At 70.1% G+C, this 23510-nt stretch carries 16 protein-coding genes; 7 read left to right on the top strand and 9 right to left on the bottom strand.

Annotated features, from left to right (window positions below; translation table 11 throughout):
• Window positions 1-76 precede the first annotated feature (76 nt).
• The 5 genes from BXA03_RS12755 to BXA03_RS12735 all read right to left on the bottom strand — a co-directional run bounded on the left by BXA03_RS12755 (window position 77) and on the right by BXA03_RS12735 (window position 8872).
• On the bottom strand, window positions 77-4150 hold the full coding sequence (locus tag BXA03_RS12755; protein ID WP_234983673.1) for a translocation/assembly module TamB domain-containing protein: 4074 nt from the start codon (window positions 4148-4150) through the stop codon (window positions 77-79).
• Window positions 4151-4157: 7 nt separating this feature from the next.
• A complete protein-coding gene (locus tag BXA03_RS12750) occupies window positions 4158-6098 on the bottom strand; it encodes an autotransporter assembly complex protein TamA (protein WP_083716052.1) in 1941 nt (646 codons plus the stop codon).
• A gap of 82 nt (window positions 6099-6180) precedes the next feature.
• A complete protein-coding gene (locus BXA03_RS12745) occupies window positions 6181-7368 on the bottom strand; it encodes a vWA domain-containing protein (RefSeq protein WP_076508167.1) in 1188 nt (395 codons plus the stop codon).
• A gap of 19 nt (window positions 7369-7387) precedes the next feature.
• Window positions 7388-7984, bottom strand: coding sequence for a GNAT family N-acetyltransferase (locus BXA03_RS12740; protein ID WP_076508164.1), 597 nt, complete (start codon window positions 7982-7984; stop codon window positions 7388-7390).
• Between the two features lie 45 nt (window positions 7985-8029).
• Entirely contained in the window at window positions 8030-8872 is an 843-nt protein-coding gene (locus BXA03_RS12735; protein ID WP_017759645.1) for an AAA family ATPase, read from the bottom strand.
• Window positions 8873-9014: 142 nt separating this feature from the next.
• Here BXA03_RS12735 and BXA03_RS12730 point away from each other — a divergent pair, with 142 nt between their 5' ends.
• A complete protein-coding gene (locus tag BXA03_RS12730) occupies window positions 9015-9698 on the top strand; it encodes a c-type cytochrome (RefSeq protein ID WP_076508162.1) in 684 nt (227 codons plus the stop codon).
• Window positions 9699-9800: 102 nt separating this feature from the next.
• Here the strand turns inward: BXA03_RS12730 and BXA03_RS12725 are convergent, their stop codons facing one another.
• Window positions 9801-10646 (bottom strand): class III extradiol dioxygenase family protein, encoded by an 846-nt coding sequence (locus BXA03_RS12725; protein WP_076508159.1) that lies wholly within the window; start codon window positions 10644-10646, stop codon window positions 9801-9803.
• A gap of 19 nt (window positions 10647-10665) precedes the next feature.
• Window positions 10666-11022: a protocatechuate 4,5-dioxygenase subunit alpha gene (locus BXA03_RS12720; protein ID WP_076508157.1), complete on the bottom strand. Its 357-nt coding sequence runs from the start codon at window positions 11020-11022 to the stop codon at window positions 10666-10668.
• Between the two features lie 81 nt (window positions 11023-11103).
• Between BXA03_RS12720 and BXA03_RS12715 the strand changes: the two genes are divergently transcribed.
• Window positions 11104-12012 carry a LysR family transcriptional regulator gene (locus BXA03_RS12715; RefSeq protein ID WP_083716051.1) on the top strand — a complete coding sequence of 303 codons (909 nt, stop codon included), beginning with the start codon at window positions 11104-11106 and terminating at the stop codon, window positions 12010-12012.
• A gap of 830 nt (window positions 12013-12842) precedes the next feature.
• Here the strand turns inward: BXA03_RS12715 and acs are convergent.
• Window positions 12843-14810: an acetate--CoA ligase gene (acs, locus tag BXA03_RS12710; RefSeq protein ID WP_076508153.1), complete on the bottom strand. Its 1968-nt coding sequence runs from the start codon at window positions 14808-14810 to the stop codon at window positions 12843-12845.
• A gap of 25 nt (window positions 14811-14835) precedes the next feature.
• The gene (locus BXA03_RS12705; RefSeq protein ID WP_083716050.1) at window positions 14836-16479 is read right to left on the bottom strand and encodes an acyl-CoA synthetase; all 1644 of its coding nucleotides are present in this window, start codon (window positions 16477-16479) and stop codon (window positions 14836-14838) included.
• 126 nt (window positions 16480-16605) lie between these two features.
• Here BXA03_RS12705 and BXA03_RS12700 point away from each other — a divergent pair, with 126 nt between their 5' ends.
• The 5 genes from BXA03_RS12700 (at window position 16606) to BXA03_RS12680 (ending at window position 23228) form a co-directional block, all read left to right on the top strand.
• Window positions 16606-18606: a hybrid sensor histidine kinase/response regulator gene (locus BXA03_RS12700; protein WP_076508151.1), complete on the top strand. Its 2001-nt coding sequence runs from the start codon at window positions 16606-16608 to the stop codon at window positions 18604-18606.
• The gene (locus BXA03_RS12695) at window positions 18603-19376 is read left to right on the top strand and encodes a response regulator transcription factor (protein ID WP_234983672.1); all 774 of its coding nucleotides are present in this window, start codon (window positions 18603-18605) and stop codon (window positions 19374-19376) included. The genes BXA03_RS12700 and BXA03_RS12695 overlap by 4 nt, the downstream gene beginning before the upstream one ends.
• Before the next feature lie 137 nt (window positions 19377-19513).
• Window positions 19514-19822 carry a DUF485 domain-containing protein gene (locus BXA03_RS12690; protein WP_076508146.1) on the top strand — a complete coding sequence of 103 codons (309 nt, stop codon included), beginning with the start codon at window positions 19514-19516 and terminating at the stop codon, window positions 19820-19822.
• Window positions 19819-21561 (top strand): cation acetate symporter, encoded by a 1743-nt coding sequence (locus BXA03_RS12685; RefSeq protein ID WP_076508143.1) that lies wholly within the window; start codon window positions 19819-19821, stop codon window positions 21559-21561. Before BXA03_RS12690 ends, BXA03_RS12685 begins: the two co-directional genes overlap by 4 nt.
• 116 nt (window positions 21562-21677) lie before the next feature.
• The gene (locus BXA03_RS12680) at window positions 21678-23228 is read left to right on the top strand and encodes an alkaline phosphatase D family protein (protein ID WP_083716069.1); all 1551 of its coding nucleotides are present in this window, start codon (window positions 21678-21680) and stop codon (window positions 23226-23228) included.
• The last annotated feature ends 282 nt before the right edge of the window (window positions 23229-23510 follow it).

Raw genomic sequence — 23510 nt, 5'->3', positions numbered from 1 at the left:
GCCAGGCCGCTGGGTGCGCCCCCCTCCAAGCCGAAGGCGCTAGAGAGGGGGGAGCCGCGAAGCGGCATGGGGGGTGCTAGTCATACTGCACCGTGTAGATTAGATCGATCCCGCTCTGGATCCCGGCCTGCCCGCGCAGCGTGAGGTTGCGCGTGAGGTCGTAGAAGAAGTAGATCGTGCCCAGCGTGCCCGCCAGGCTGCGCTCGTAGGTGACGTAAAAGTCGTCGGAAAGCCGCTTGCCCAGCGTGATGGCCGAGCCCGCCACGTCGCCGTTGCCGCCGCCCTTGAAGCCGATCTCGTCCAGGCCGAAGCGGCTGGCCAGGCTGCCGCTGTCGCCGCCGGCGCCCAGGCGGCCCAGCAGCGCCAGCGCGGCCTGCTGCATCAGCTGCGCCTCGCCGCCGCTGGCGGCCGACGCCCGGCCCAGCACCACCCACGACAGCACCTCGGCGTCCGACAGCGGCGGGTCGGAGTACAGCTTGACCCGCGGCGCCTGCGCCGAGCCGGTGATCTGCACGCCCGCACGCTGGCTGATGTTGGGCCGCAGGGCCAGGATGTCCAGCTGCGGGTTGTCCACGGGGCCGTTGAACCGGACGATGCCGCTTTCCACGTCCAGCGCCTGGCCGTAGGCGCGGTACTGGCCCTGCACGGTTCGGATCTCGCCGGTCACGCGCGGGGGCGCGGTGGTGCTGGTGGCGCGGATGTCCAGCTTGCCTTCCAGCCGTGTGGTGATGCCGCGGCCCTGCACCGCGAAGTCGCGGCCCAGGTCGAAGCTCACCTGGATGTCTGGCGGCTTGGCCGTGGCGGGCTGCTGTGGCGAGACCTCTGCGGCCTCGGCCTTCTTGCGTTCCTGCGCGTCGCGGGCGGCAGAATGCACGACCACGTCGCTGCCCAGTCCGGGGGCGCTTTCGTCGGGCAGGATGATCACGGCACGGTCGGCCGTGAGGTCGCCGCGCAGGCGGATCTGCCCTTCCTGCAGGCCGGCCTGCAGCTGTCCGGACAGTGTCAGCTGCCGGTCGGAGCGCACCAGCGCACGCAGGCTGCGGATCTCGCCGCGCATGGACATCGACAGGCCCGACCGTTCGGCACTGGCCGGACCCCAGCCCAGTTCGCCGGACATGGACAGACTGCCGCCATCCTGTGCGGCCTGGCTGGCGACGGTGCTCAGGTTGCCGCTGCGGCCGGGGATGCGCACGCGGCTGCCCGGGCCACCCTGCAGGCGGAACTCGTCGATGACGACGCGGTTGCCGGCGAGGGTGGCGCGCAGGCGTCCGTCGCGCAGGTCCAGTCCCTCGACGGCGGCTTTCAGTGCCAGCTGGTCGGCCCGGACGGTGCCATTCCAGCGGGGGTCGTTGCGTTGGCCGCCGAGCGTGGCGTCGGCCTCCAGCGTGCCGGCGATGCGCCAGCCCGGGGGTGCGAGCATGGACCACACGCCCAGCTGCGGCAGGCTGGCCTGCAGCCGGCCCGCCAGCGGTGCGTCGGTCGGCCACTGCCAGCCCTCGCCCTGGCGTTGGAGGCGCGTGGACGCATTGGCCTGGATGCGGCCGGCGCGCTGGCTGTCCCAGTCGAGGCTGGCGCGCACGGTGTCGCCGTCGGCATCCAGCCGCAGTTCGGCCTGGCGCAGGCCGGCAGGCGTGGAAGGCGCGCTGTCGCTGGAATCGGTCTTCACCTCGCCGGGCGCGCCAGTGCCGTGGCTTTCGAGCTTGCGCACGAGGGCCGCCTCGCCGGCCTGCACGCGCAGGTCGCCGCTGGCACGACCCAGTCGCACGCGGGCGCGCAGCTGGTCGAGCGCGGCGATGTCCCAGTCGCCATCGAAGATCAGGTCGCCGCTGATGCCCAGTTCGCGCAGGCTGGTGTCGCCACCGAAGGCACGGCTCCAGATCATGGGCAGGCCCTGCAGCCGGCCCTTGGTCTGCAGCTGCACGGCGCCATTGCCGGTCGAAAGACGGATCGGCTCCCACGACAGGCGCACGGTGCCGGGCACCGGGCCGCGCACGCTGGCGCCGCCGGCAGTGGTCTCCACCTGCAGACTGTCGCCTGCCTGGCGCACGCGGGTCTCGAAGCCCTGGGCCAGCTCCAGCACCCAGGGGTGGTCGCCGCGGCCGCCGTCGTCCACGTCGGCACGCAGACGCGCCAGCGCCAGCCGCCACTGGCCTGCGGCTTCGAGGCCGCCGCTGGCCGCGGTGTCGAGCCGGGCGCGGCGCTCGCCCTGGCGCAGCGCACCGGTGAGGGCCAGGTTGGCACGGGCCAGGCTGCCGTCGAGGGTCGCCGAAAGGCCGCTCAGCTGGATCGGCGCCGGCCGCGTACCGTCGGCGGCCGGTCCAGGCTTGAGCAGCAGTTGCGGCGTGCTCAGCTTGGCGTTGAGAGTGGGTTCGGCACTGCCGCGAGGCAGGGCAGCGGTCGGCTTGGCCAGGCGCTCCTGGAAGCTGCGCCAACCCCCGTTCCAGCGGGCGTCCAGCCGCGCGCCGCCTTCGGCCGTCATCGCCTTGTTGATGTTGGCCAGGCCGGGCAGCTTCTGCAGCCAGGCCTGCAGGCGGGCAGCGTCCTGCAACACCACCTCCGCCTGGCCGTTGCCGCGGGTGGGCGCCATGTCGGCCTGCAGCCGTGCGTTGGCCCCGGGCAGCACCACGCGCAGATCGCCGCTGCCGGCCTGCTCGCCCACGCGGGCGCGCACCTGACCCTCGACGCTGGCACCCTCGGCCTCGATGCGCAGCTGAGGCAGCTCGGCCACCTGCGTGCGCAGGTTGTACTGGCCCTTGGCCAGCAGGCGCTCCAGGCCGAGTCCCTGCAGGCCCTGGGCGCTGGCGCGGCCGCCCTGGGCGCGCAGGTCGGTGTCGAAGCGCAGCACGTCGCCTTCCTGCCGCGCCGTCACCGGGCCGCTGATGGCGCCGCCTTCCAGCGCAGTGTGCAGCTCGCCGGGCCGCACGCCCTCGATGCGGGCCTGCACCTGCCAGGGTGCGGGCGCGGGCTTCCAGCTCCCCTGGGCATCGATGCGGCCATGGCCTGCCTCGACGTGGGCTTCGTCCACTGTCCAGGTGCCGTCGGCCGGTCCGGCGTAGCCCAGGCGGGCGCGCAGGCGCTCCACCGGCAGGCGCTTCTGGTCCCAGGGGCCGGGCAGGGCATTGCGCAGGTCTGCGCGCAGGCGCCAGGCCTGCTCGCCGGTCTGCGGATCGGGCTGTACGGCCACCTCGCCGCTCAGGCGCGTCAGCGGGCCGGCCTGCCAGAAGGTGGCGACGTTCACGTCGCGCAGCGTGGCCAGCGCGTCGATCACGGGCTGCGGTGCCCAGGGCGCGAGGTGGGCATCGACCTTGGCATACAGCGCGCCGGCCTTCTCGTCGGCCTGTTCGGCGCGGGCCTCGGCCTGCACGGTCAGCCGGGCATCGGCACCTGCGAGCTTGCCCTTGGCCGTGGCCGTGGCCTGCACGGGGATGGTCCGGCCGTCACCCAGCGGTGCCTGCAGGCGACCCTGGAGCGCGGCATTCAGCGCCATTGGCCCGTCGGCCTGCAACCGCACCTGACCGCTGTAGTGGCCGCCTTCGATGTCGACGCCGTCCAGGTCCAGCCGGTGCTCGGCCTTCTGATAGCGGTAGCGGCCCGCCAGCTGCTGGGCCACCACCGGCGGCGGGCCGGCCCAGCGGACCTCGCCGATGCGGAAGGGCACATCCACCTCCACCGGCAGCACGAGGCGCTCCAGCGGCTGCAACGGCTTCTTGGGGGCGTCCTGCGGCGCAGGCTTGGCCTCGATCAGGACCCGTGCGGCGCGCACTTCGCCCAACTGCACGCGGCGGTCGAACAGGGGGCGAAGCTGCCAGCCGATTTCGGCCTGGTGCACCTCGACGGTGAGATCGGGCGTGCGATAGCGCAGCAGGCCGATGCGGCCACCCTTGCGCAGCGATCCGGTGACCTGCTGCGTCTCCAGCGTCTGGCCCGCGGGCAGGTAGCGGGCGGCGCGGGCCAGCACGGTGGCGAGCGAGCTGTCGCTGCCCGCCCACCACCAGGCGCCGCCCAGCAGCACCAGTACGAGCGCCAGGAGGCCAGCGACGGTCCAGGCCAGGCCGCGCAGCACGCGACGCGTGCGGGAGCGGCGCTTCGGCGCCGCGGGCGTCGTCGTCGGGCGCTGCGGCGTCGGGGGCGGCGGGGTATCGATGCTCACAGTGTCTTCAGAAGCTGAAACCCAGGCGCAGGTGCAGCCGGAGCTTGCGCGTCTCCACGCCATAGCCCAGGTCGGCCTGCACCGGCCCCACCGGGCTGCGCCAGCGCGCACCCACGCCCACGCCGACCTGCGGCTTGTTGAGCTGGCTCACCTGGTCGGCCACGCTGCCGGCATCGACGAAGACCACGCTCTCCCATGCCGAGACCTTGTTGTCGAAGACGAGTGGCTTCTGCCATTCGGCGCTGAGCACGGCCAGGTAGCGGCCGGCCACCGTGGCGCCGCTGGCATTGGTGGTGCCGATGGAGCGGTAGGCGTAGCCGCGCACGCTGGTGTCGCCGCCGGTCAAGAAGAGCAGGGTGGAGGGGATCTGCGCATCCTGCGTCGCCGTGACGGCGCCGAGCTGTGCCCGCAGCGCGAGGCGCGACTGCCGTGCGAGGCCTGGCGCATCGCCTTCGGCCACGCTGCCCAGCGGCAGGATGTAGAGCGACCGCACGTCCGCCCGGGTGAACGGGCGCTGGGCACCGCTCAGGGTGTAGCCCGCACCCAACTCCAGGCCCAGGCCCCAGCCGCGCCGCGGGGCGCCGGCATCGTCGAAATAGCGGCCCGTCCAAGACCAGTTGGCGCTCACGGCAGAGGCTGAGGGCGGCGCGCCCACGCCGCGGTTGAGCGCGTAGTCGTACTGCAGGTAGTAGGCGCGGTCGATCTTGGGGTCGGACTTGCTGCGGCCGAAGCGGGCCCGGCCGCTGTCGACCTCGTAGTCGCCCGACAGGTCCTGCTTGAGCTCGCCCGACGTGATCCAGCGCCAGCCGTCGTCGCCCGGGATGGCACTCCATTCGCTGTTGAGCGAGCGGGTGTTGCGGTCCACCGAGAGCTTGGTCACCGCGCGCCAGCCCAGCAGCGGCATCTGGTTGTGGATGTGGTCGGCCGACAGCCGTGGCCCGGAATCGGAAGTGAAGCCCGCACCGAGCACGATCTTCTGCAGCTTGGCCTCGCGCACCTGCGCGACCACGGTGGCGGCCTGCGGGTCGCCTTCGGTGTCCAGCGTGAGGAAGACCGAGTCGTAGTAGCCGCTGCTGGCCATGCGGGCCTGGGCATCGAGCAGTTCCTGCTGGTCGTACGGCTGGCCGGAGGGCACACGGGCGATGCGCCGGGCGCCGTCCACGCTGTAGCGCTGGGCGCCGCGTACCTCCAGCGGCCCGAAGCGGTAGGCCGGGCCGGACTGGTAGGTGACCGACAGGCGGGCCGTGCCCGCGTCGGCATCGATGTCGGCGCGGCTGAGCGAGATGCTGCCGGTGGGAAAGCGCTGCGCCACCAGCTTGCGCAGGCCCGTGTTCTTGGCGCCATCCCAGGCCGATTGCGTGAAGTCCTGGCCCGGCGACAGCGACCAGCCGTCGCGGATGACCTTGAGCTGGGCGGCGGCCTTGTCATCGGTGGCGATGGGGCCGGCGAACTCCACCTGCGCCGCGGTCACCTTGGTGCGCGGGCCCGGGTCGACCTGGATGCGGACCTCGTAGGGCACGGCGGCATCGGCCGGCAGGTCCACCAGCTCCATCTTGAGCGTGGGCGTGAAATAGCCCAACGTGCCCAGCAGTTCGCGGGCATTGGCATCGGCGGCCACCATCAGGCGGGAGATCTCGGGCAACTGCAGGTCGTCCAGGCGGCGGTAGCGCTGAAGCTCCAGGTGCTGCTCCAGCAGCTCACGGGCCTCGTCCGGGCCCTGGACGCGCACGTTGAAGCCATGCCGGCCGCCTGCGGTGTCCGTGCTGTTGCTGTTGCTGGTGAGGGCCGAGGGCGCATCGTCGGCCCCAGCCTTGTCGTCCTTGTGGCGGCCGGGCAGCAGGCTGCAGCCCTGCAGCAGCAAGGCGCCGAGGAGCAACAGCACAAAAAGAAACGCCGGCGTGCGTGCCGGCGTCGGTTGACGGGAATCCACCCTGGGCATGGCGGGCATTCTGGCATCGGCCCGCGATCCGGCTTGTCGGAATGCCGCCCGTTCTGCGGGGCCTTGCCGATGCGTGAGAGCCGCCGCTGTGCTACTTGGACAGCAGCCGCATCGCGTCTTCCAGCCCCTTGAGGGTGAGCGGGAACATGCGCTGGGACATCAGCTGCTGGATGACCGAGATGCTCTGGCGGTACTGCCACACGCCCTGCGGTTCGGGGTTGATCCAGGCGAACTTGGGGAAGGCGTGCGTCAGGCGCTGCAGCCATTCGGCGCCGGGCTCCTCGTTGTTGTATTCGACGCTGCCGCCGGGCTGCAGGATCTCGTAGGGGCTCATGGTCGCGTCGCCCACGAACACCAGCTTGTAGTCCTTGTTGTACTTGCGGATGATGTCCCAGGTCGCGAACTTCTCGCTGAAACGGCGGCGGTTGTTCTTCCACATGAAGTCGTAGACGCAGTTGTGGAAGTAATAGAACTCCAGGTGCTTGAACTCGGTCTTGACGGCCGAGAAGAGTTCTTCGACGCGCGCGATGTGCTCGTCCATGGTGCCGCCCACATCCATCAGCAGCAGCACCTTGACGTTGTTGTGGCGCTCGGGCCGCATCTTGATGTCGAGGTAGCCGGCGTTGGCGGCGGTGCGGCTGATGGTCTGGTCCAGGTCCAGCTCGTCCTCGTGGCCCTCGCGCGCGAAGCGGCGCAACCGGCGCAGCGCCATCTTGATGTTGCGGGTGCCCAGTTCCTGGGTGTCGTCGTAGTCCTTGTAGGCGCGCTGTTCCCACACCTTGACGGCGCTCTTGTTCTTGCCGGCGCCACCGATACGGATGCCCTGCGGGTTGTAGCCGCCATTGCCGAAGGGTGAGGTGCCGCCGGTGCCGATCCACTTGTTGCCGCCCTCGTGGCGCTCCTTCTGCTCTTCGAGACGCTTCTTGAGCGTCTCCATCAGCTCGTCCCAGCCCATCTTCTCGATGGCCGCCTTCTGCTCGGGCGTGAGCTCGTTCTCCAGCACCTGGCGCAGCCAGTCGAGCGGCACCTCCTTGGTGAAGTCGGTGAGCATCTCCACGCCCTTGAAGTAGGCGGCGAAGGCACGGTCGAACTTGTCGTAGTGCTTCTCGTCCTTCACGAGGGCAGTGCGGCTGAGGTAGTAGAAGTCGTCCATGCCGAAGGCATCGTCCGAGTTCGGGCCCACCACGTCGGCCTGCAGGGCTTCCAGCAGCGTGAGGTATTCCTTGACCGACACGGGCAGTTTGGCCGCGCGCAGGGTGTAGAAGAAGTCGATCAGCATGGGAGATGTCCTTGCACGATCAGTCGCGCGGCTTGTCCAGCAGATACAGCAGCTGCGCCTTGACCTCCGGCCACTCGCCGGAGCGCAGGCTGTACATCACGGTGTCGCGGATGGTGCCGTCACGTCGCAGGGCGTGGCCGCGGATCGTGCCGTCCTTCTTCGCGCCCAGGCGCTCGATGGCGCGCTGGCTGGCGAAGTTGAAGTTGTCGGTGCGCCAGCCCACCACGTGGCACTGCAGCGTCTCGAAGGCGTGGCGCAGCAGCATCAGCTTGCAGGTGGTGTTGACGTGCGTGCGCTGCACGCGCTGCGCGTACCACGTGTAGCCGATCTCCACCCGGCGGATGGCCGGCACGATGTCGTGATAGCTGGTGGTGCCCAGCACCGTGCCGCTGGCCTCGTCGAGCACCGCGAAGGCCAGGCGGTTGCCGTCTTCACGCATCTTCAGCGCCTGGGCGATGTAGGTGGCGGTGTTCTCCGGCTCCGGCACCGAGGTCACGCGGATGTTCCACAGTTGTCCGTCGGCGGCGGCCGCGGCCAAGCCCGCCTCGTGGGCAGACGTGAGCGGCACCAGGCGCACGCCGCGTTCGCTCATTTCAACGGGTTCGACGAAGGCCATGGCAGCTTGGCGCGATCAGGAGGGGCGTGGACGTGCGGCGACGGCTCAGCGGTTGTTGCGCTGCATGAAGACCAGCTTCTCGAACAGCGTCACGTCCTGCTCGTTCTTGAGCAGAGCCCCCACCAGAGGAGGCACGGCCACCTTCTCGTCCTTGCTCTGCAGGGCCTGCAGCGGGATGTCCTCGGCCACCAGCAGCTTGAGCCAGTCGAGCAGCTCCGAGGTCGACGGCTTCTTCTTGAGGCCGGGCAGGCCGCGCACGTCGTAGAAGGTCTTCATCGCCGCGGCCAGCAGTTCCTGCTTGAGGTCGGGGAAGTGCACCTCGACGATGCGGCGCATGGTCTCGGCGTCGGGGAACTTGATGTAGTGGAAGAAGCAGCGGCGCAGGAAGGCGTCGGGCAGCTCCTTCTCGTTGTTCGAGGTGATGAACACCACTGGCCGGTGCTTGGCCTTGATCAGCTGGCGCGTCTCGTAGCAGTAGAACTCCATCCGGTCCAGCTCGCGCAGCAGGTCGTTGGGGAATTCGATGTCGGCCTTGTCAATCTCGTCGATCAGCAGTGCCACCGGCTCGTCGGCCGTAAAGGCCTGCCACAGCACGCCCTTGACGATGTAGTTGTGGATGTCCTTGACCCGCTCGTCGCCCAGCTGCGAATCGCGCAGGCGGCTCACCGCGTCGTACTCGTACAGGCCCTGCTGGGCCTTGGTGGTGGACTTGATGTGCCACTGCAGCAGCGGCAGGCCCAGCGCGCTGGCGACTTCTTCGGCCAGCATGGTCTTGCCGGTGCCCGGCTCGCCCTTGACCAGCAGCGGGCGCTTGAGGGTGATGGAGGCATTGACCGCCAGCATCAGGTCCTGCGTGGCGACGTAGTTGTCGGAACCCTTGAATTTCATGGATGGCTTGCAGTGGGAAGAGCGGGGAGGGAGGTGCGCCCGATGCACGTGCGATCAGGGCTTTCCAGCGGGTCGGCGCAAGGGTCGGCTTCCTATAATCGCCCGCCGATCCCCCAAGTCCTCACGAGATTTTGCGCGCAAAATGAACAAGCTGTTGACCACGATGTTTGCCCTTGCTGTCGCTTGCGTGACCAGCGTGGCCTCTGCGCAAAAGGTGACGGGCAATGCCGACAACGGCGCCAAGAAGGTGGCCATGTGCGTGGGCTGCCACGGCATCGTGGGCTACCAGGCCAGCTTCCCCGAAGTGCACAAGGTGCCCAAGATCGCGGGCCAGAGCGCCGGCTACATCACGGCGGCGCTCACCGCCTACAAGGGCGGCGACCGCAAGCATCCCACCATGCGCGCCATCGCAGACACCCTGACCGAGCAGGACATCGCCGACCTGGCCGCCTATTACTCGGCGCTGGGCCTGAACGACGGTGCGGCCCCGCCCGTCACCGCCAAGGCACCCAGCGACAAGGTCCAGGCCCTGATCGCCCGCAACGCCGAGAACAGCTGCACCAAGTGCCACGGCGCCAACTTCAACTCCCCCAACGACGCCACCGTGCCCAAGCTGGCCGGCCAGTACGGCGACTACCTCTTCGTGGCGCTCAAGGCCTACAAGACCAGCCATCCGATGGTCGGCCGCTCCAACGCGGTGATGAGCACCCAGGTCAAGCCCTACAGCAACGCCGAACTCAAGCAACTGGCCCAGTACATCGCTTCGCTGCCCGGCGAGCTCAAGACGGTGCCCGAGTCCGAGCTGCACCGCACCGCCAGCAAGTAGGCGCTGCCGATCCGAACACAAAAAAGGCCTGCGAGGCGAATGCCCGCAGGCCTTTGTTGATGGGGCGCCTAGCTTCTCAGCCCTCATCGCCGGGCCGTGTGTTTAGGCAGTCTCCAGCGCCATCAATGCTGTCGCCGTGTTCGAGATCGGCAGGTGATAGTTGGCGTGCACCTTGCGCACCGACGGGCCCGCGGCGGTGAGCGCCGCGCGCATGGCCAGCCACATGAGCAGTTCCACCCCCTGGGTGCCGGCTTTCTCGACGATCTCGTGCACGGAGAACTGCGTGGCCCACTCCGGGTTGGTGAGCAGGCTGTCCATGAACTGCAGGTCGAAGCGCTTGTTGATGTGGCCGGCGCGCGTGCCGTCGAGCTGGTGCGACAGCCCGCCCGAGGCGACGAAGAGCACGCGCCGGTCCTCGCCCCAGGCCGCCACGGCTTCGCCGACGGCCTTGCCCAGCGCATAGACGCGGCTGGCCTTTGGCAGCGGGAACTGCACCGTGTTGATGCACACCGGCACGATCGTCACCGGCCAGTCGCCTTGCGGCCACAGCAGCTTGAGCGGCAGCGTGCAGGCATGGTCCACCAGCATTTCCTGGCAGCTGACGATGTCGAACTCGCGCTCGACCAGCGTGTCGATCAGCTGCCACGACAGCGCCGGCTCGCCGCCCACCGGCGGCTGCGCCGGAATGCCCCAGCCTTCGTCGGCCGAGGCGTACTGTGCCGCCGCGCCCACGGCAAAGGTCGGCATCTTGTCGAGGAAGAAGTTGAGGCCGTGGTCGTTGTAGAACAGGACCACCACGTCGGGCCGGGCCGTCGCCAGCCAGTCGTGCACGGGCGGATAGCCGTCGAAGAAGGGCTTCCAGTACGGCTCGGCCTGTAGGCCTTCATGGATCGCCTTGCCGATGGCGGGAATGTGCGAGGTGCCGATGCCGCCGATGATCTTGGCCATGGGGTGTCTCCGGGTCGGGCTACTGGAAGTTGGCCGCGACGAGCCGGGCCTTGAATTCGTCCTTGGACAGGCCCGTCTGCTGGGCGCCGATGTCCTGCATGTCCAGCTTGAAGATGCCCGCGAACTTGGCCAGGTAGTAGGCATTGCCGCCCGCCGCGATGAGCTGCAGCACATCGCGCGCGCGGATGGCCGCCGCCTGCTCGGCATCGAGGTCGTAGCGGCGCATGTAGGCCTCCTCGTCGGCCAGGAAGGCCTGCCGGTTGGCTTCCTCATTGAAGGAGAAGCACATCTTATTGAGCGCATAGCCCTTGCGGGCCTGATCGCCGTCGAACAGGGTGGTGCCCTCGATGGGAGTGGCTGGCGTGGGGCTGGTCATGCGGTCTCCTCGTCGATCCCGTGGTGGTGGAAGGCCGCCAGTATTCGCCCGTCATTGCCAAAGATAAACCGATGGATCATCATGCATTGCATGAGCGATTTCGATTGGTCTGATCTGGACGCGCGGCTGCTGCGCCTGCTGGTGGCCGTGGTGGAGACGGGCTCCATCACCGGGGCGGCGCAGCGTCTGGGTGTTACCCAGTCGGCCGTGAGCCACCTGCTGGACAAGCTGCGCGCCATCACGGGCGACCCGCTCTTCGTCAAGTCGGGCCGCGGCATCGTGCCCACTGCCCATGCGCAGGCCCTGGCACCGCAGGCCCGTGAGCTGCTGGCGCAGTTGCAGGCCTTTGCGCGGCATGCCCGCTTCGATCCGGCCGCCTGGCGCGGCGTGCTCACCATCGCGGCCAACGACTTCCAGCGCGAAGTGCTGCTGGTGCCGCTGGCCGCGCGGTTGCGGGCGCAGGCGCCGGGGCTGGTGCTGCGGGTGCTGCCCTCGGACGTGCCCACGGCCGAGATGCTGCGCAGCGGCCAGTGCCAGCTGGTGGTCAGCCCGCGTCCGCCGGAGGGCAGCGACATCGTGCAGAAGCGCCTGTTCGAGGACCGCTGGCGTGTGTTCTACGACGCGGCCGTGCGCGAGGCGCCGACCACGCGCCGCGAGTGGCTCGCTGCCGACCATGCCACGGTGGTCTATCCGCCGCAGCGGCGCATGGCGCTGGACGAGGCGCTGGCGGCGCGCGGCATCGAGCGGCATTTCGTGGTGACGGTGCCGGGCTTTGCGGGCCTGCCGGCCTTCCTGCGCGGCACGCCCTTGCTGGCGACGGTGCCGGGGCTGCTGGGCGAGGGCCTGATGCGCGAGTTCGCCAGTGTCGCGGTGCCGGTCGCCTGTCCGCCGTTGCCGATGTACATGGTGTGGCACCTGCGGCACCAGCAGGACGCGGCCCATCGGTGGTTGCGCGAGCAGTTGGTGGCGGTGGTGCCGGCGCGGCGATGACTATGTGGTGTGACTGCCGTGGCCTCTTATGAGGGCACACCGGTCTTATCGGGCGTTTGCGGTGACAGGTCGCACTGGCGGCTGGAACGGTAACCCGGCAGAGGACACCGGCATGCGTGCTCCCGGTGCACGCTCGCGCTGACCGGCTTGTTGCGCATGAAGGGTGCTCGCTCTCCACCGACGCGCCTTGCGCACTGCACGGCGCCGCGAATGGCACCTCCGCACGCACACCGGCATCCTCCGCCTGTACGCTGCGCTCGAGCCCTCCCCTTTTCAGTTCGCGGGGCCGTGGGGCCCTTGAGTCATGGAGTCATGCGGCAATGCGGGCCAATCAACCCCAGACCGTTCGGGCTGAGCCTGTCGAAGCCTCGCCCGTCAAGGTTGAACTGAGGCGGGCGAGGACGGCCCGCCTTTGCGCTGCGCGCCGCTCTGCCCTTCGACAGGCTCAGGGCGAACGGAGTTAGGGCCTGGACGGCCGAACTCGGCAGTTCAGGCGCAGCGTCGAGGCGGAGGATGACGGTGTGCGCGCGGAGGTGCCATTCGCGGCGCCGTGCAGTGCGCAAGGCGCGTCGGTGGAGAGCGAGCACGCATCTGGTGAGGCAAGCCGGTCAGCGCGAGCGTGCACCGGGAGCGCGCATGCCGGCGTCCTCTGCCGGGTTACCGTCCCGACGGCCAGTGCGACCTGTGATCCGCGGGCGCCCCACAAGACCCGAGCGACCCGAGCGACCCGAGCGACCCGAGCGATCCGAGCGATCCGTGATCCAACCGAAGCAATCGCCCTAGGCATGCGTCACCGGGACAAGCCACCGATGCCCAGGACCCCGCATCCCTCAGTTCGTCTGCGCCAACTGCTCCAGGATCGCAGGGTTTTCCAGCGTCGACGTGTCCTGCGTGATCGCCTCGCCCTTGGCGATGCTGCGCAGCAGGCGGCGCATGATCTTGCCGCTGCGCGTCTTGGGCAGGTTGTCGCCAAAGCGGATGTCCTTGGGCTTGGCGATCGGCCCGATCTCCTTGGCCACCCAGTTGCGCAACTCGCTCGCCAGGGCCTTCGCCTCCTCGCCCGTCGGGCGCGGCCGCTTGAGCACCACGAAGGCGCAGATCGCCTCGCCCGTCGTGTCGTCCGGGCGCCCCACCACCGCGGCCTCGGCCACCAGGTCGGTCTTGGCCACCAGCGCCGACTCGATCTCCATCGTGCCCATGCGGTGGCCCGACACGTTCAGCACATCGTCGATGCGGCCCGTGATCGTGAAGTAGCCCGTCTTCGCATCGCGGATCGCGCCGTCGCCCGCCAGGTAGTAGCGGCCCTGGAATTCTTCCGGGAAGTAGCCCTTGCGGAAGCGCTCCGGGTTGCCCCAGATCGTGCGGATCATCGACGGCCACGGCCGCTTGATCACCAGGATGCCGCCCTGGCCCCAGGGCAGCTCGTTGCCGGTCTCGTCCACCACCGCCGCCGCAATGCCCGGGAAGGGCAGGGTGCAGGAGCCCGGCACCAGGTCCGTCGCGCCCGGCAGCGGCGTGATCATGTGGCCACCCGTCTCGGTCTGCCAGAAGGTGTCGACGATGGGGCAGCGCCCGCCGCCCACATGCTCGTGGTACCAGGTCCAGGCCGCGGGGTTGATGGGCTCGCCCACCGAGCCCAGGATGCGCAGGCTCGACAGGTCGTAGCGTGCCGGATGCACCGCCTCGTTGGCCTCGGCCGCCTTGATGAGCGAGCGGATGGCCGTCGGCGCCGTGTAGAAGATCGTCGCCCGGTGGGCTTCGATCATCTTCCAGAAGCGGCCGGCGTCGGGGTACGTGGGCACACCCTCGAACACGATCTGCGTCGCGCCCAGCATCAGCGGGCCGTAGGCGATGTAGGTGTGGCCGGTCACCCAGCCGATGTCGGCGGTGCACCAGAAGATGTCGTCGGCCTTCATGTCGAAGGTCCAGTGACAGGTCAGGGCCGCATGCAGCAGATAGCCGCCGGTGGCGTGCTGCACCCCCTTGGGTGTCCCCGTCGAGCCCGAGGTGTAGAGCAGGAAGAGCGGATGCTCCGCCTCCACCCATTCGGGCTCGCAATGCTCGCTCTGGCCCTCGACCAGCTCGTCCAGCCACAGGTCGCGCGGCGCCTGGAAGGGCACGGCCGCCCCCGTGCGCCGTGCCACCAGCACATGCCGCACGCTGGCGCAGCCACCCTGGGCCAGGGCTTCGTCCACGATGGCCTTGAGCGGCAGCTGCTTGCCGCCGCGCACCTGCTGGTCGGCCGTGATGACCAGGCAGGCGCCGGTGTCGGCGATGCGGTCGCGCAGGGCATGGGCCGAGAAGCCGCCGAACACCACCGAATGGATGGCGCCGATGCGCGCGCACGCCTGCATGGCGGCCACGCCGTCGATGGACATGGCCATGTAGATGACGACGCGGTCGCCCTTCTTCACGCCCAGGGCACGCAGTGCATTGGCGATGCGGTTGACCCGCACCAGCAGCTGGCGGTAGCTGACGTGCGTGACGGCGCCGTCGTCGGCTTCGAAGATCAGCGCCGTCTTGGCGCCCAGGCCGCGCTCGATGTTGCGATCCAGGCAGTTCCAGCTGGCATTGAGCGTGCCGTCGTTGAACCACTCGTAGAAGGGTGCGCGGCGCTCGTTCAGCACGCGGGTGAAAGGCGTCTTCCAGCCGACGTATTCGCGGGCGAGGCCGCCCCAGTAGCCCTCGGGATCGGCCTCGGCTGCGGCGACCAGGCGGTCGTAGGCCGCGCGGCCGGACACATGGGCCTTGGCGGCCAGGACGAGGGGCGGGCGGTAGAGGTTGGGCTGGTCGCTCATGGTCGTCTCCGTGAAGGAAGGGGCATCACTCGATGGCGCGGGCGGACTGCACCCGCTCGCGCAGCACGAACTTCTGGGTCTTGCCGGTGGAGGTCTTGGGCAGCTCGCCGAAGACGATCCGCTTGGGCATCTTGAAGCGGGCCAGCAGCGGCTGGCAAAACGCCAGCAGCGTGGCCTCGTCCACCGCCATGCCGGGCTTGAGCTCGACGAAGGCGCAGGGCACCTCGCCCCACTTGGCATCGGGCATCGCCACCACGGCGGCGGTCAGCACGGCGGGGTGGTGGTGCAGCGCGTCCTCCACCTCGATGGAGGAGATGTTCTCGCCACCCGAGATGATCACGTCCTTGCTGCGGTCGGTGATCTTCACGTAGCCGTCGGGATGCAGCACGCCCAGGTCGCCGGTGTGGAACCAGCCGCCGGCAAAGGCCTCCTCGGTGGCGCGTGGGTTCTTGAGGTAGCCCTTCATCACCGCATTGCCGCGGAAGAAGATCTCGCCCACCGTCTCGCCGTCGGCCGGCACGGGCTGCAGCGTCGTGGGGTCGAGTACCGTCACCGCCTCCTGCAGCGGATAGGGCACGCCCTGGCGGCCGTTGAGCCGCGCGCGCTCGACCGGCGGCAGCTGCGCCCACTCGGGCTTCTGCGCGCACACGGCCGAGGGGCCGTAGACCTCGGTCAGGCCGTAGACATGGGTGATGGCGATGCCGGCGGCCTCGCAGCCTTCGATCACCGCGGCCGGCGGCGCCGCGCCGGCCACCAGGCCCTGGACCGGGTGGTCGATGCCCGCACGCAGCGCGGCGGGCGCAGCGATCAGCAGGCTGTAGACGATGGGCGCGCCGCACAGGTGCGTGATGCGGTGCTCGCGGATCAGGCCGTAGATCACGGCCGGATCGACGCGCCGCAGGCACACGCTGGTGCAGGCCATCAGCGCCGTGGTCCACGGAAAGCACCAGCCGTTGCAGTGGAACATCGGCAGGGTCCACAGGTACACCGCGCCCTGGGGCAGGTTCCAGGCCAGGGCGTTGCTGGCGGCGTTGAGGTAGGCGCCGCGGTGGTGGGTGACCACGCCCTTGGGATTGCCGGTGGTGCCGCTCGTGTAGTTGAGGGCGATGGCGTTCCATTCGTCGGAAGGCGGCTGCCAGTCGAAGGCGGGGTCGCCGTTGGCGAGCAAAGCCTCGTAGCCGATCTCGCCCAGCCGGGCGCCGGGCGGTGCCGTCTCGTCCTCCACCTCGATCACCAGCGGCCGGTGCGGGCCCAGGGCGCTCAGTGCCTGCGCCATCACGCCGGCGTACTCGCGGTCGACCAGCAGCACCTTGGCCTCGCCATGCTGGAGCATGAAGGCGATGGCCTGCGCGTCGAGCCGGGTGTTGAGCGTGTTGAGCACCGCGCCCGTCATCGGTACGCCGAAGTGGGCCTCGTACATGGCGGGCACGTTGGGCAGCATGCAGGCCACCGTGTCGCCGGGGCCCACGCCCCGCTGGGCGAGGGCGCTGGCCAGGCGCCGGCAGCGCTCGTAGGTGGTGGCCCAGCTCTGGCGCAGCTCGCCATAGATGAGCGCGGTGCGCTGCGGAAACACATGCGCGGCCCGCGCCAGGAAGGACAGCGGCGTCAGCGCCACGAAATTGGCCGCGTTGCGGTCCAGGCCGAGGTCGTAAGGATTGATGTGCGTCAAGCTTGTCTCCTGCGCAGTCGTGCCATCGTTCGACGGCGGTCGGTTGTCGGCTTGGGGTCAGCTACGTGCCGCAGACTCCGCCGCCGCAAGCATGAACCCCGAAGATTGCAGGAGACGCCGCCGAATATGACGAATGTTTGCAGCCCTGCTGCAGCCGACGACGGCGGCGGCCCTGCCTCCCTGCAGCGCTACGTCACGCTGCAGACCGGCCTGGACATGCTGGACGACGGCATCTCCATCTTCGATGCCGAGCTGCGGCTGGTGGCGTGGAACAAGGCCTACCTGCGCCTCCTGGACTTTCCGCCCGAACTGGTATGGCTGGGTGCGCCCTTCCGCGACTTCATGGAGTTCAACGCCCGCCGCGGCGACTACGGCGCGGGCGAGCCCCGACAGCTGGTGGAAGAACGCATGGCGCTGGCCCGGCGCTTCGAGCCGCACGACGTCGAGCGTGTCCGGCCCGACGGCCGCGTGCTGCGCATCCGCGGCCAGCCGGTGCCGGGCCTGGGCTTCGTCACGCTGTATTCCGACGTGACCGAGCGCCACCGCGCGGAGGCCACCATCCGGCGCCAGAACGCCGAACTCGAAAGCCGCGTGGCCGCACGCACCGCCGAGCTGCAGCGCAGCGAGCAGCGCGTGCGGCTGGTGATGGACTCCATCCCGGCGCTAGTGGCGTACTTCGATGACGGTCGCGTCTACCGCTACCTCAACCGCGGCTATGCCGACTGGTTCGGCGTCGACACCGCGCGGCCCGAGGGCGTGAGCGCGCGCCGCTTCCTGGGCGAGGCGGTCTACGCGCATGTCAGGCCGCATGTCATGCGCGCCCTGGCCGGTGAGCCGCAGAGCTTCGCCTACGACCTGCGCACGCAGGACGGCCAGACCCGCACCGTGCGCACCTCGCTCGCGCCCGAGCGTGCGGCGGATGGCCGGGTGGCGGGCTGCTTCGAGCTCACCTTCGACATCACCGAGCAGCGCCGCGCGCAGGAACTGGTGGCGCGGGCGCAGAAGCTGGAATCGCTCGGCCACCTCACCGGCGGCCTGGCGCACGACTTCAACAACATCCTCACGGTGGTGATCGGCAACCTCGACGCCATGCTGCGCCGTGGCGCCGACGAGGCGATGCGCGAATTCGCCCAGCCTGCCCTGGACGCCGCCCGGCGTGGGGCCGAGCTGGTGCGCGCGCTGCTGAGCTTCGCGCGCAGGCAGCCGCTGCAGGCGGCGTCGGTGCATGTGGGCGCGCTCATCGAGACGGTGGCCCGTCTGGTGAGGCGCGCGCTGCCCGACACGCTGGCGCTGGAGGTGGATGCCGGCCGGTCGGCGCTGTGGACCTGGATCGACGCCACCTTGCTCGAACAGGCGCTGGTCAACCTGATCCTGAACGCGCGCGACGCCACCGGGCCGCTCGGACGCATCGTGCTGCGCGCCCATGCGGCACGGCTCGACGCCGCCCGGGCCGCGCCACTGCAGATGTCGGCCGGCGACTGCGTGTGCATCGAGGTGCAGGACGATGGCTGCGGCATGGACGCCGACACGCTCGCCCGCGTGTTCGAGCCCTTCTTCACCACCAAGCCACCGGGCAGCGGCACGGGCCTGGGCATGGCGGTGGTCTATGGCTTCATCCGGCAGTCGGGCGGCGCCATCGACCTGCGCAGCGCGCCAGGGCAGGGCACCACCGTCACGCTGTGGCTGCCCGCGGCGGAGGCGCCCCTGCCTGCAGCCGACGAACTGCCCCCGGGCCAGGCCGCAGCGCCAGCATCGCAGGGCCTGGCGCTGCTGGCCGACGACGACGCGCAGGTGCGTCGCGTGATCCGCCGCAGTCTGCTGGAGCTGGGCTACTCGGTGCTGGAGGCCGAAAGCGGTGCCGAGGCGCTGCAACTGCTGGCCCACATGCCGGGTCTGGCGCTGGTGCTGTCGGACGTGCAGATGCATGGCCCGGTCGACGGCGTCGCCGTGGCCACCGCCGCCTGCGCCCTGCCGGCGTCGGACACCGGGCCGGCACCGGCCGTCGTACTGATGAGCGGTCACGCGCCCGAGGCCATCGCCCGGCCGGCCGGCGTGCCCGTGATCGCCAAGCCATTCACCGCCGAGCAACTCGCGCGGGCCATCGAGGAAGGGAGAAGACCACCATGAACACGACACGACACGGCATGCCCCCTGCGGCGGGAGGGCGCGGGGCCGGCGCCCATGACGAGGGCGGCCCCTCCGACCTCATCTATGTGATCGAGGACGAGCCCGAGGTGGCGCGCATCGTGCGCGCCACGCTCCACGACTTCGGCTTCGCGTGCGAGGTCTTCGCCAGCGGGGCGGCAGCGCTGCGCCGGCTGCAGGTGGAAAAGCCCGACCTGTGCATCATCGACCTCGGCCTGCCCGACATGGATGGGCTGGACCTGATGCGGCGCATCACGGCGGCCAGCAGCGCCGGCGTGCTGATCCTCACCGGCCGCGGCCATCCGGCCGACCGCGTGATGGGCCTGGAGCTGGGCGGCGACGACTACGTGACCAAGCCCTTCGAGGCACGGGAACTGGTGGCACGCGTGCGCAGCATCCTGCGGCGCCGCGGCCAGGCGGGCGTTGCGGCGGCCACCCCGCGCCGCCGGGCACGCTTCAACGGCTGGTGCATCGACTGGGCCTCGCACGTGCTCACGGCGCCAGATGGCACCGAGCACCTGCTCGGCACGGCCGAGGCGCAGGTGCTGCGCAGCTTCATCGAGCGGCCGCACCAGATCCTGACGCGCGAGCAGCTGCTGGGCACGCGCGACCTGCTACCCACCGACCGCAGCATCGACGTGCGCATCTCGCGCCTGCGCAAGAAGATCGAGGCCGACACCGAGGCGCCGCAGGTCATCAAGACAGTCTACGGTGCGGGCTACCTGTTCGCGGCCAACGTGGAGTGGGACTGAAGTCGCCGTCAGCCTCGCGCAAGCCTCATTGCGCGACTTGGATTGCAATGTGACGAATGATTGCGCCGGGTCCGCGCGCCGGGACCGGCATCGAAGAATGCAGCGCAGGCTCATTCCAGATGCCAGGAGACAACCCCATGAAAGACCCGGTCGCGGAGCGCATCCGCTCCCATCCCAAATACCTTGAGCTGCGGCGGCGCCGCAACCGCCTGGGCGGCTGGCTCACCGCGCTGATGCTGCTCGTCTACTACGGCTATGTCGCGCTGATCGCCTTCGACAAGCCCTTCCTCGCCCGGCCCATCGGCCAGGGCGTGACCACGCTGGGCATTCCCATCGGCCTGGGCGTGATCGTCTTCACCATCGTCATCACGCTGGCCTACATCCGCCGCGCCAATGGCGAGTTCGACCGGCTCACGGCCGAGATCCTGAAGGAGGCCGGCCAATGAAGCGCGTTTCCTTCCGTTCCACGGCGGCCCGCCTTGCGCCGGCCGCGCTGCTGCTGTTGGCCGGCCTGGCCCATGCCGCAGGCGGCGACGTCGGCCAGGCGGCCAAGCAGCCCACCAACTGGATCGCCATCGGCATGTTCATGGTGTTCGTGGCGGGCACGCTCTACATCACCAAGTGGGCGGCCAAGCGCACGCGCTCGGCGGCCGACTTCTACACCGCGGGCGGCGGCATCACCGGCTTCCAGAACGGGCTGGCCATCGCGGGCGACTACATGTCGGCGGCCTCCTTCCTGGGCATCTCGGCGGCCGTGATGGCCACGGGCTACGACGGGCTCATCTATTCCATCGGCTTCCTGGTGGGCTGGCCGGTGCTCACCTTCCTGATGGCCGAGCGGCTGCGCAACCTGGGCAAGTTCACCTTCGCCGACGTGGCCGGCTACCGCTTCCGGCCCGGCCCCATCCGCGCGTTCGCGGCCAGCGGTACGCTGGTGGTGGTGGCCTTCTACCTGATCGCCCAGATGGTGGGCGCGGGCCAGCTCATCAAGCTGCTGTTCGGCCTGGACTACTGGGTGGCGGTGGTGATCGTGGGCGCGCTGATGATGGTCTACGTGCTCTTCGGCGGCATGACGGCCACCACCTGGGTGCAGATCATCAAGGCCGTGATGCTGCTGGCCGGCGTCACTTTCATGGCGGTGATGGTGCTGGCGGCCTTCCACTTCAGCCCCGAGGCGCTGTTCGCGAAGTCGGTGGAGGTGCGCACGCAGATCGCCGCCAACGCCGGCAAGTCGCCGGATGAGGCGCGCAGCATCGGCCTGGCCATCATGGGCCCGGGCGGCTTCGTCAAGGACCCGATCTCGGCCATCAGCTTCGGCATGGCGCTGATGTTCGGCACCGCCGGCCTGCCGCACATCCTGATGCGCTTCTTCACCGTGCCCGACGCCAAGGAGGCGCGCAAGTCGGTGGGCTGGGCCACGGTGTGGATCGGCTACTTCTACCTGCTGATCTTCATCATCGGCTTCGGCGCCATCACGCTGGTGCTCACAAACCCCGAGTTCGCCAACGTGGCCACGGGCGTGATCCACGGCGGTGCCGGCGCGACCAACATGGCGGCCGTGCTGGTGGCCAAGGCGGTGGGCGGCAACGTGTTCTTCGGCTTCATCTCGGCGGTGGCCTTCGCGACCATCCTGGCCGTGGTGGCGGGGCTGACGCTGTCGGGTGCCTCGGCGGTGTCGCACGACCTGTATGCCACGCTGATCAAGCAGGGCCGCGCCGAGCCGCGCGACGAGCTGCGCGTCTCGCGCATCACCACCGTGGCGTTGGGCGTGATCGCGGTGCTGCTGGGCATCGCCTTCGAGAAGCAGAACATCGCCTTCATGGTGTCGCTGGCCTTCGCCATCGCGGCCTCGGCCAACTTCCCGGTGCTGTTCATGAGCGTGCTGTGGAAGGACTGCACCACGCGCGGCGCGGTGATCGGCGGCACGCTGGGCCTGGCCGCCTCGGTGGGGCTGACCATCGTCTCGCCCTCGGTGTGGGAGGCGACGCTGGGCTATCCCAAGGGCTCGGCGCTGTTCCCCTACACCTCGCCGGCGCTGTTCTCGATGGCCATCGGCTTCGGAGGCATCTGGCTGTTCAGCGTGCTCGACCGCAGCCGCCAGGCCGCCGCCGAACGCGCGGCCTTCCCGGCGCAGCAGGTGCGGTCGGAGACCGGGCTGGGCGCATCGGGCGCTTCGGGGCACTGACCCGCGGCACCTCGACGGGTGCTTGCGCCCGGCGCATCGGGGGCGCATCGCGGCGCAGGGCGACACCCCGTGCGCAGACAGCTCGCGGCAAGGCGCAGGCGGGCATGATCGGGGGCATGTCCTCCTTCGCTCCGCTCATCTCGCGCCTGTCCCGCCGCCGCCTGCTGCAAGGCGCGGCGGGTGCGGCGCTCGCCGCCCCCTTCCTCCGCTTGCATGCCCAGGGCGGCGACAGTCGGCCGCTCTTCACGCTGGGCGTGGCCTCGGGCTGCCCCACGGCCGAGGGCGTGGTGCTGTGGACCCGCCTCGCCCCCGAGCCGCTGGCCGGCGGCGGCATGGGCGAGGCGCCGGTGCCTGTCGAGTGGGAGCTGGCCGAAGACGACCGCTTCGCCCGCATCGTCGCCCGCGGACGTGCCATCGCGGTGGCCGATCTGGCGCACTCGGTGCACGTCGAGGTGGCGGGTCTGGCGCCCGGCCGCGACTACTGGTACCGCTTCACGGCGCAGGGCATGCGCAGCCCCGTCGGCCGCACCCGCACCGCGCGGGCGCTGCAGGACGCGCAGCCGCTGCGGCTGGCCTTCGGTTCCTGCCAGCAGTACGAGCAGGGCTTCTACAGCGCCTACCGCGACATGGCCGCGCAGGACCTGGATGCGGTGGTGCACCTGGGCGACTACATCTACGAGGCCTCCTGGGGCCGCAACCATGTGCGCCGCCACGAGGCCGGCCTGCCGCAGGACCTGGCCGGCTACCGCAACCGCTACGCGCTCTACAAGGGCGACGCCGACCTGCAGGCGGCGCATGCGGCCTTCCCCTGGTTCGTCACCTGGGACGACCACGAGGTGCAGAACGACTATGCCAACGACCGCTCGCCGCAGACGCCCGATCCCGCGCAGTTCATGGCCTTGCGCGCAGCCGCCTACCGGGCCTGGTACGAGCACATGCCGGTGCCGGCCTGGATGCGCCCGCAGGGCGCGCAGGCCCGCATCCATGGCCGCTGGCAGATGGGCGGCATGGCCGAGCTCTTCGTGCTCGACGGCCGGCAGTACCGCTCGGCTCATCCCTGCGTGCCGGTGACCGGCAACAAGGGCTTCGTCGACTGCGACGAGCGTCCCGCCGCAAGCCGCAGCTATCTGGGCGCCGAGCAGGAGGCCTGGCTCTACCAGGGCCTGGCGCGCGCCCAGGGCCGCTGGACGCTGATCGCCCAGCAGACGCTGATGGCCACCGCCCCGCGCAGCCGTGGCGAGGAGCGCGGCTACTGGGTCGACGGCTGGGACGGCTACGCCGCCAACCGCGAGCGCCTGTACGGCGCGCTGGCGGCGCGGCCTGAGCGCAATGCGCTGGTGCTCAGCGGCGACGTGCACTGCTTCTGGGCTGCCGACCTGCAGCGCGCCAGCGATGCGGCGCCGCTGGCCACCGAGTTCGTGGGCGGCTCGATCAGCTCGCAGGGGCCCTCGATGGCCACGGTGGCGGCGCTGCAGGCCAACAACCCGCAACTGCGCTGGGGCCGTGGCGACGTGCGTGGCTATGCGCTGGCCACGCTGGCGCCGGCCGAGGCGCGGGTGGAGTTCCGCGCGGTGGACGACATCCGGCGCGCCGACTCCGGCGTAAGTCGGCTGTCGCGCTTCGTGGTCGAGCACGGCTCGCCGGGCGTGCACACGGTCGCGGGCTGACGGCGCCGCGGGCCGCCGTGGTTGCGCGGGCGGACGACACGCGGCGCGTGCCGACATTGAACGCCGCTCGGCCCAGGACGGCGGTCCGTGGCCGCTCGCAACCGCCGCGCGGGAAGACCCTGCCTGCCGACCCGGATTCACCCCTCTGTCGCCGCCGTGTCCGCCGAGGCTGTTAGGGTCGGCGCTTTCCGGGTTTTCCCTCATCCTTGGCCGACCGCCGGTTCCGCCTGCCGATCGGCAATGCCGGCCGGCGTCCTGCGCCCTGTTCCGTCCCGCGCCCTG

Origin of the sequence: Pseudacidovorax sp. RU35E (genome assembly GCF_900156165.1) — a bacterium.
GTDB lineage: Bacteria > Pseudomonadota > Gammaproteobacteria > Burkholderiales > Burkholderiaceae_C > Xenophilus.
Note: the sequence above shows the minus strand (reverse complement) of the source record. Positions and strands in the feature narration are given on the sequence as shown.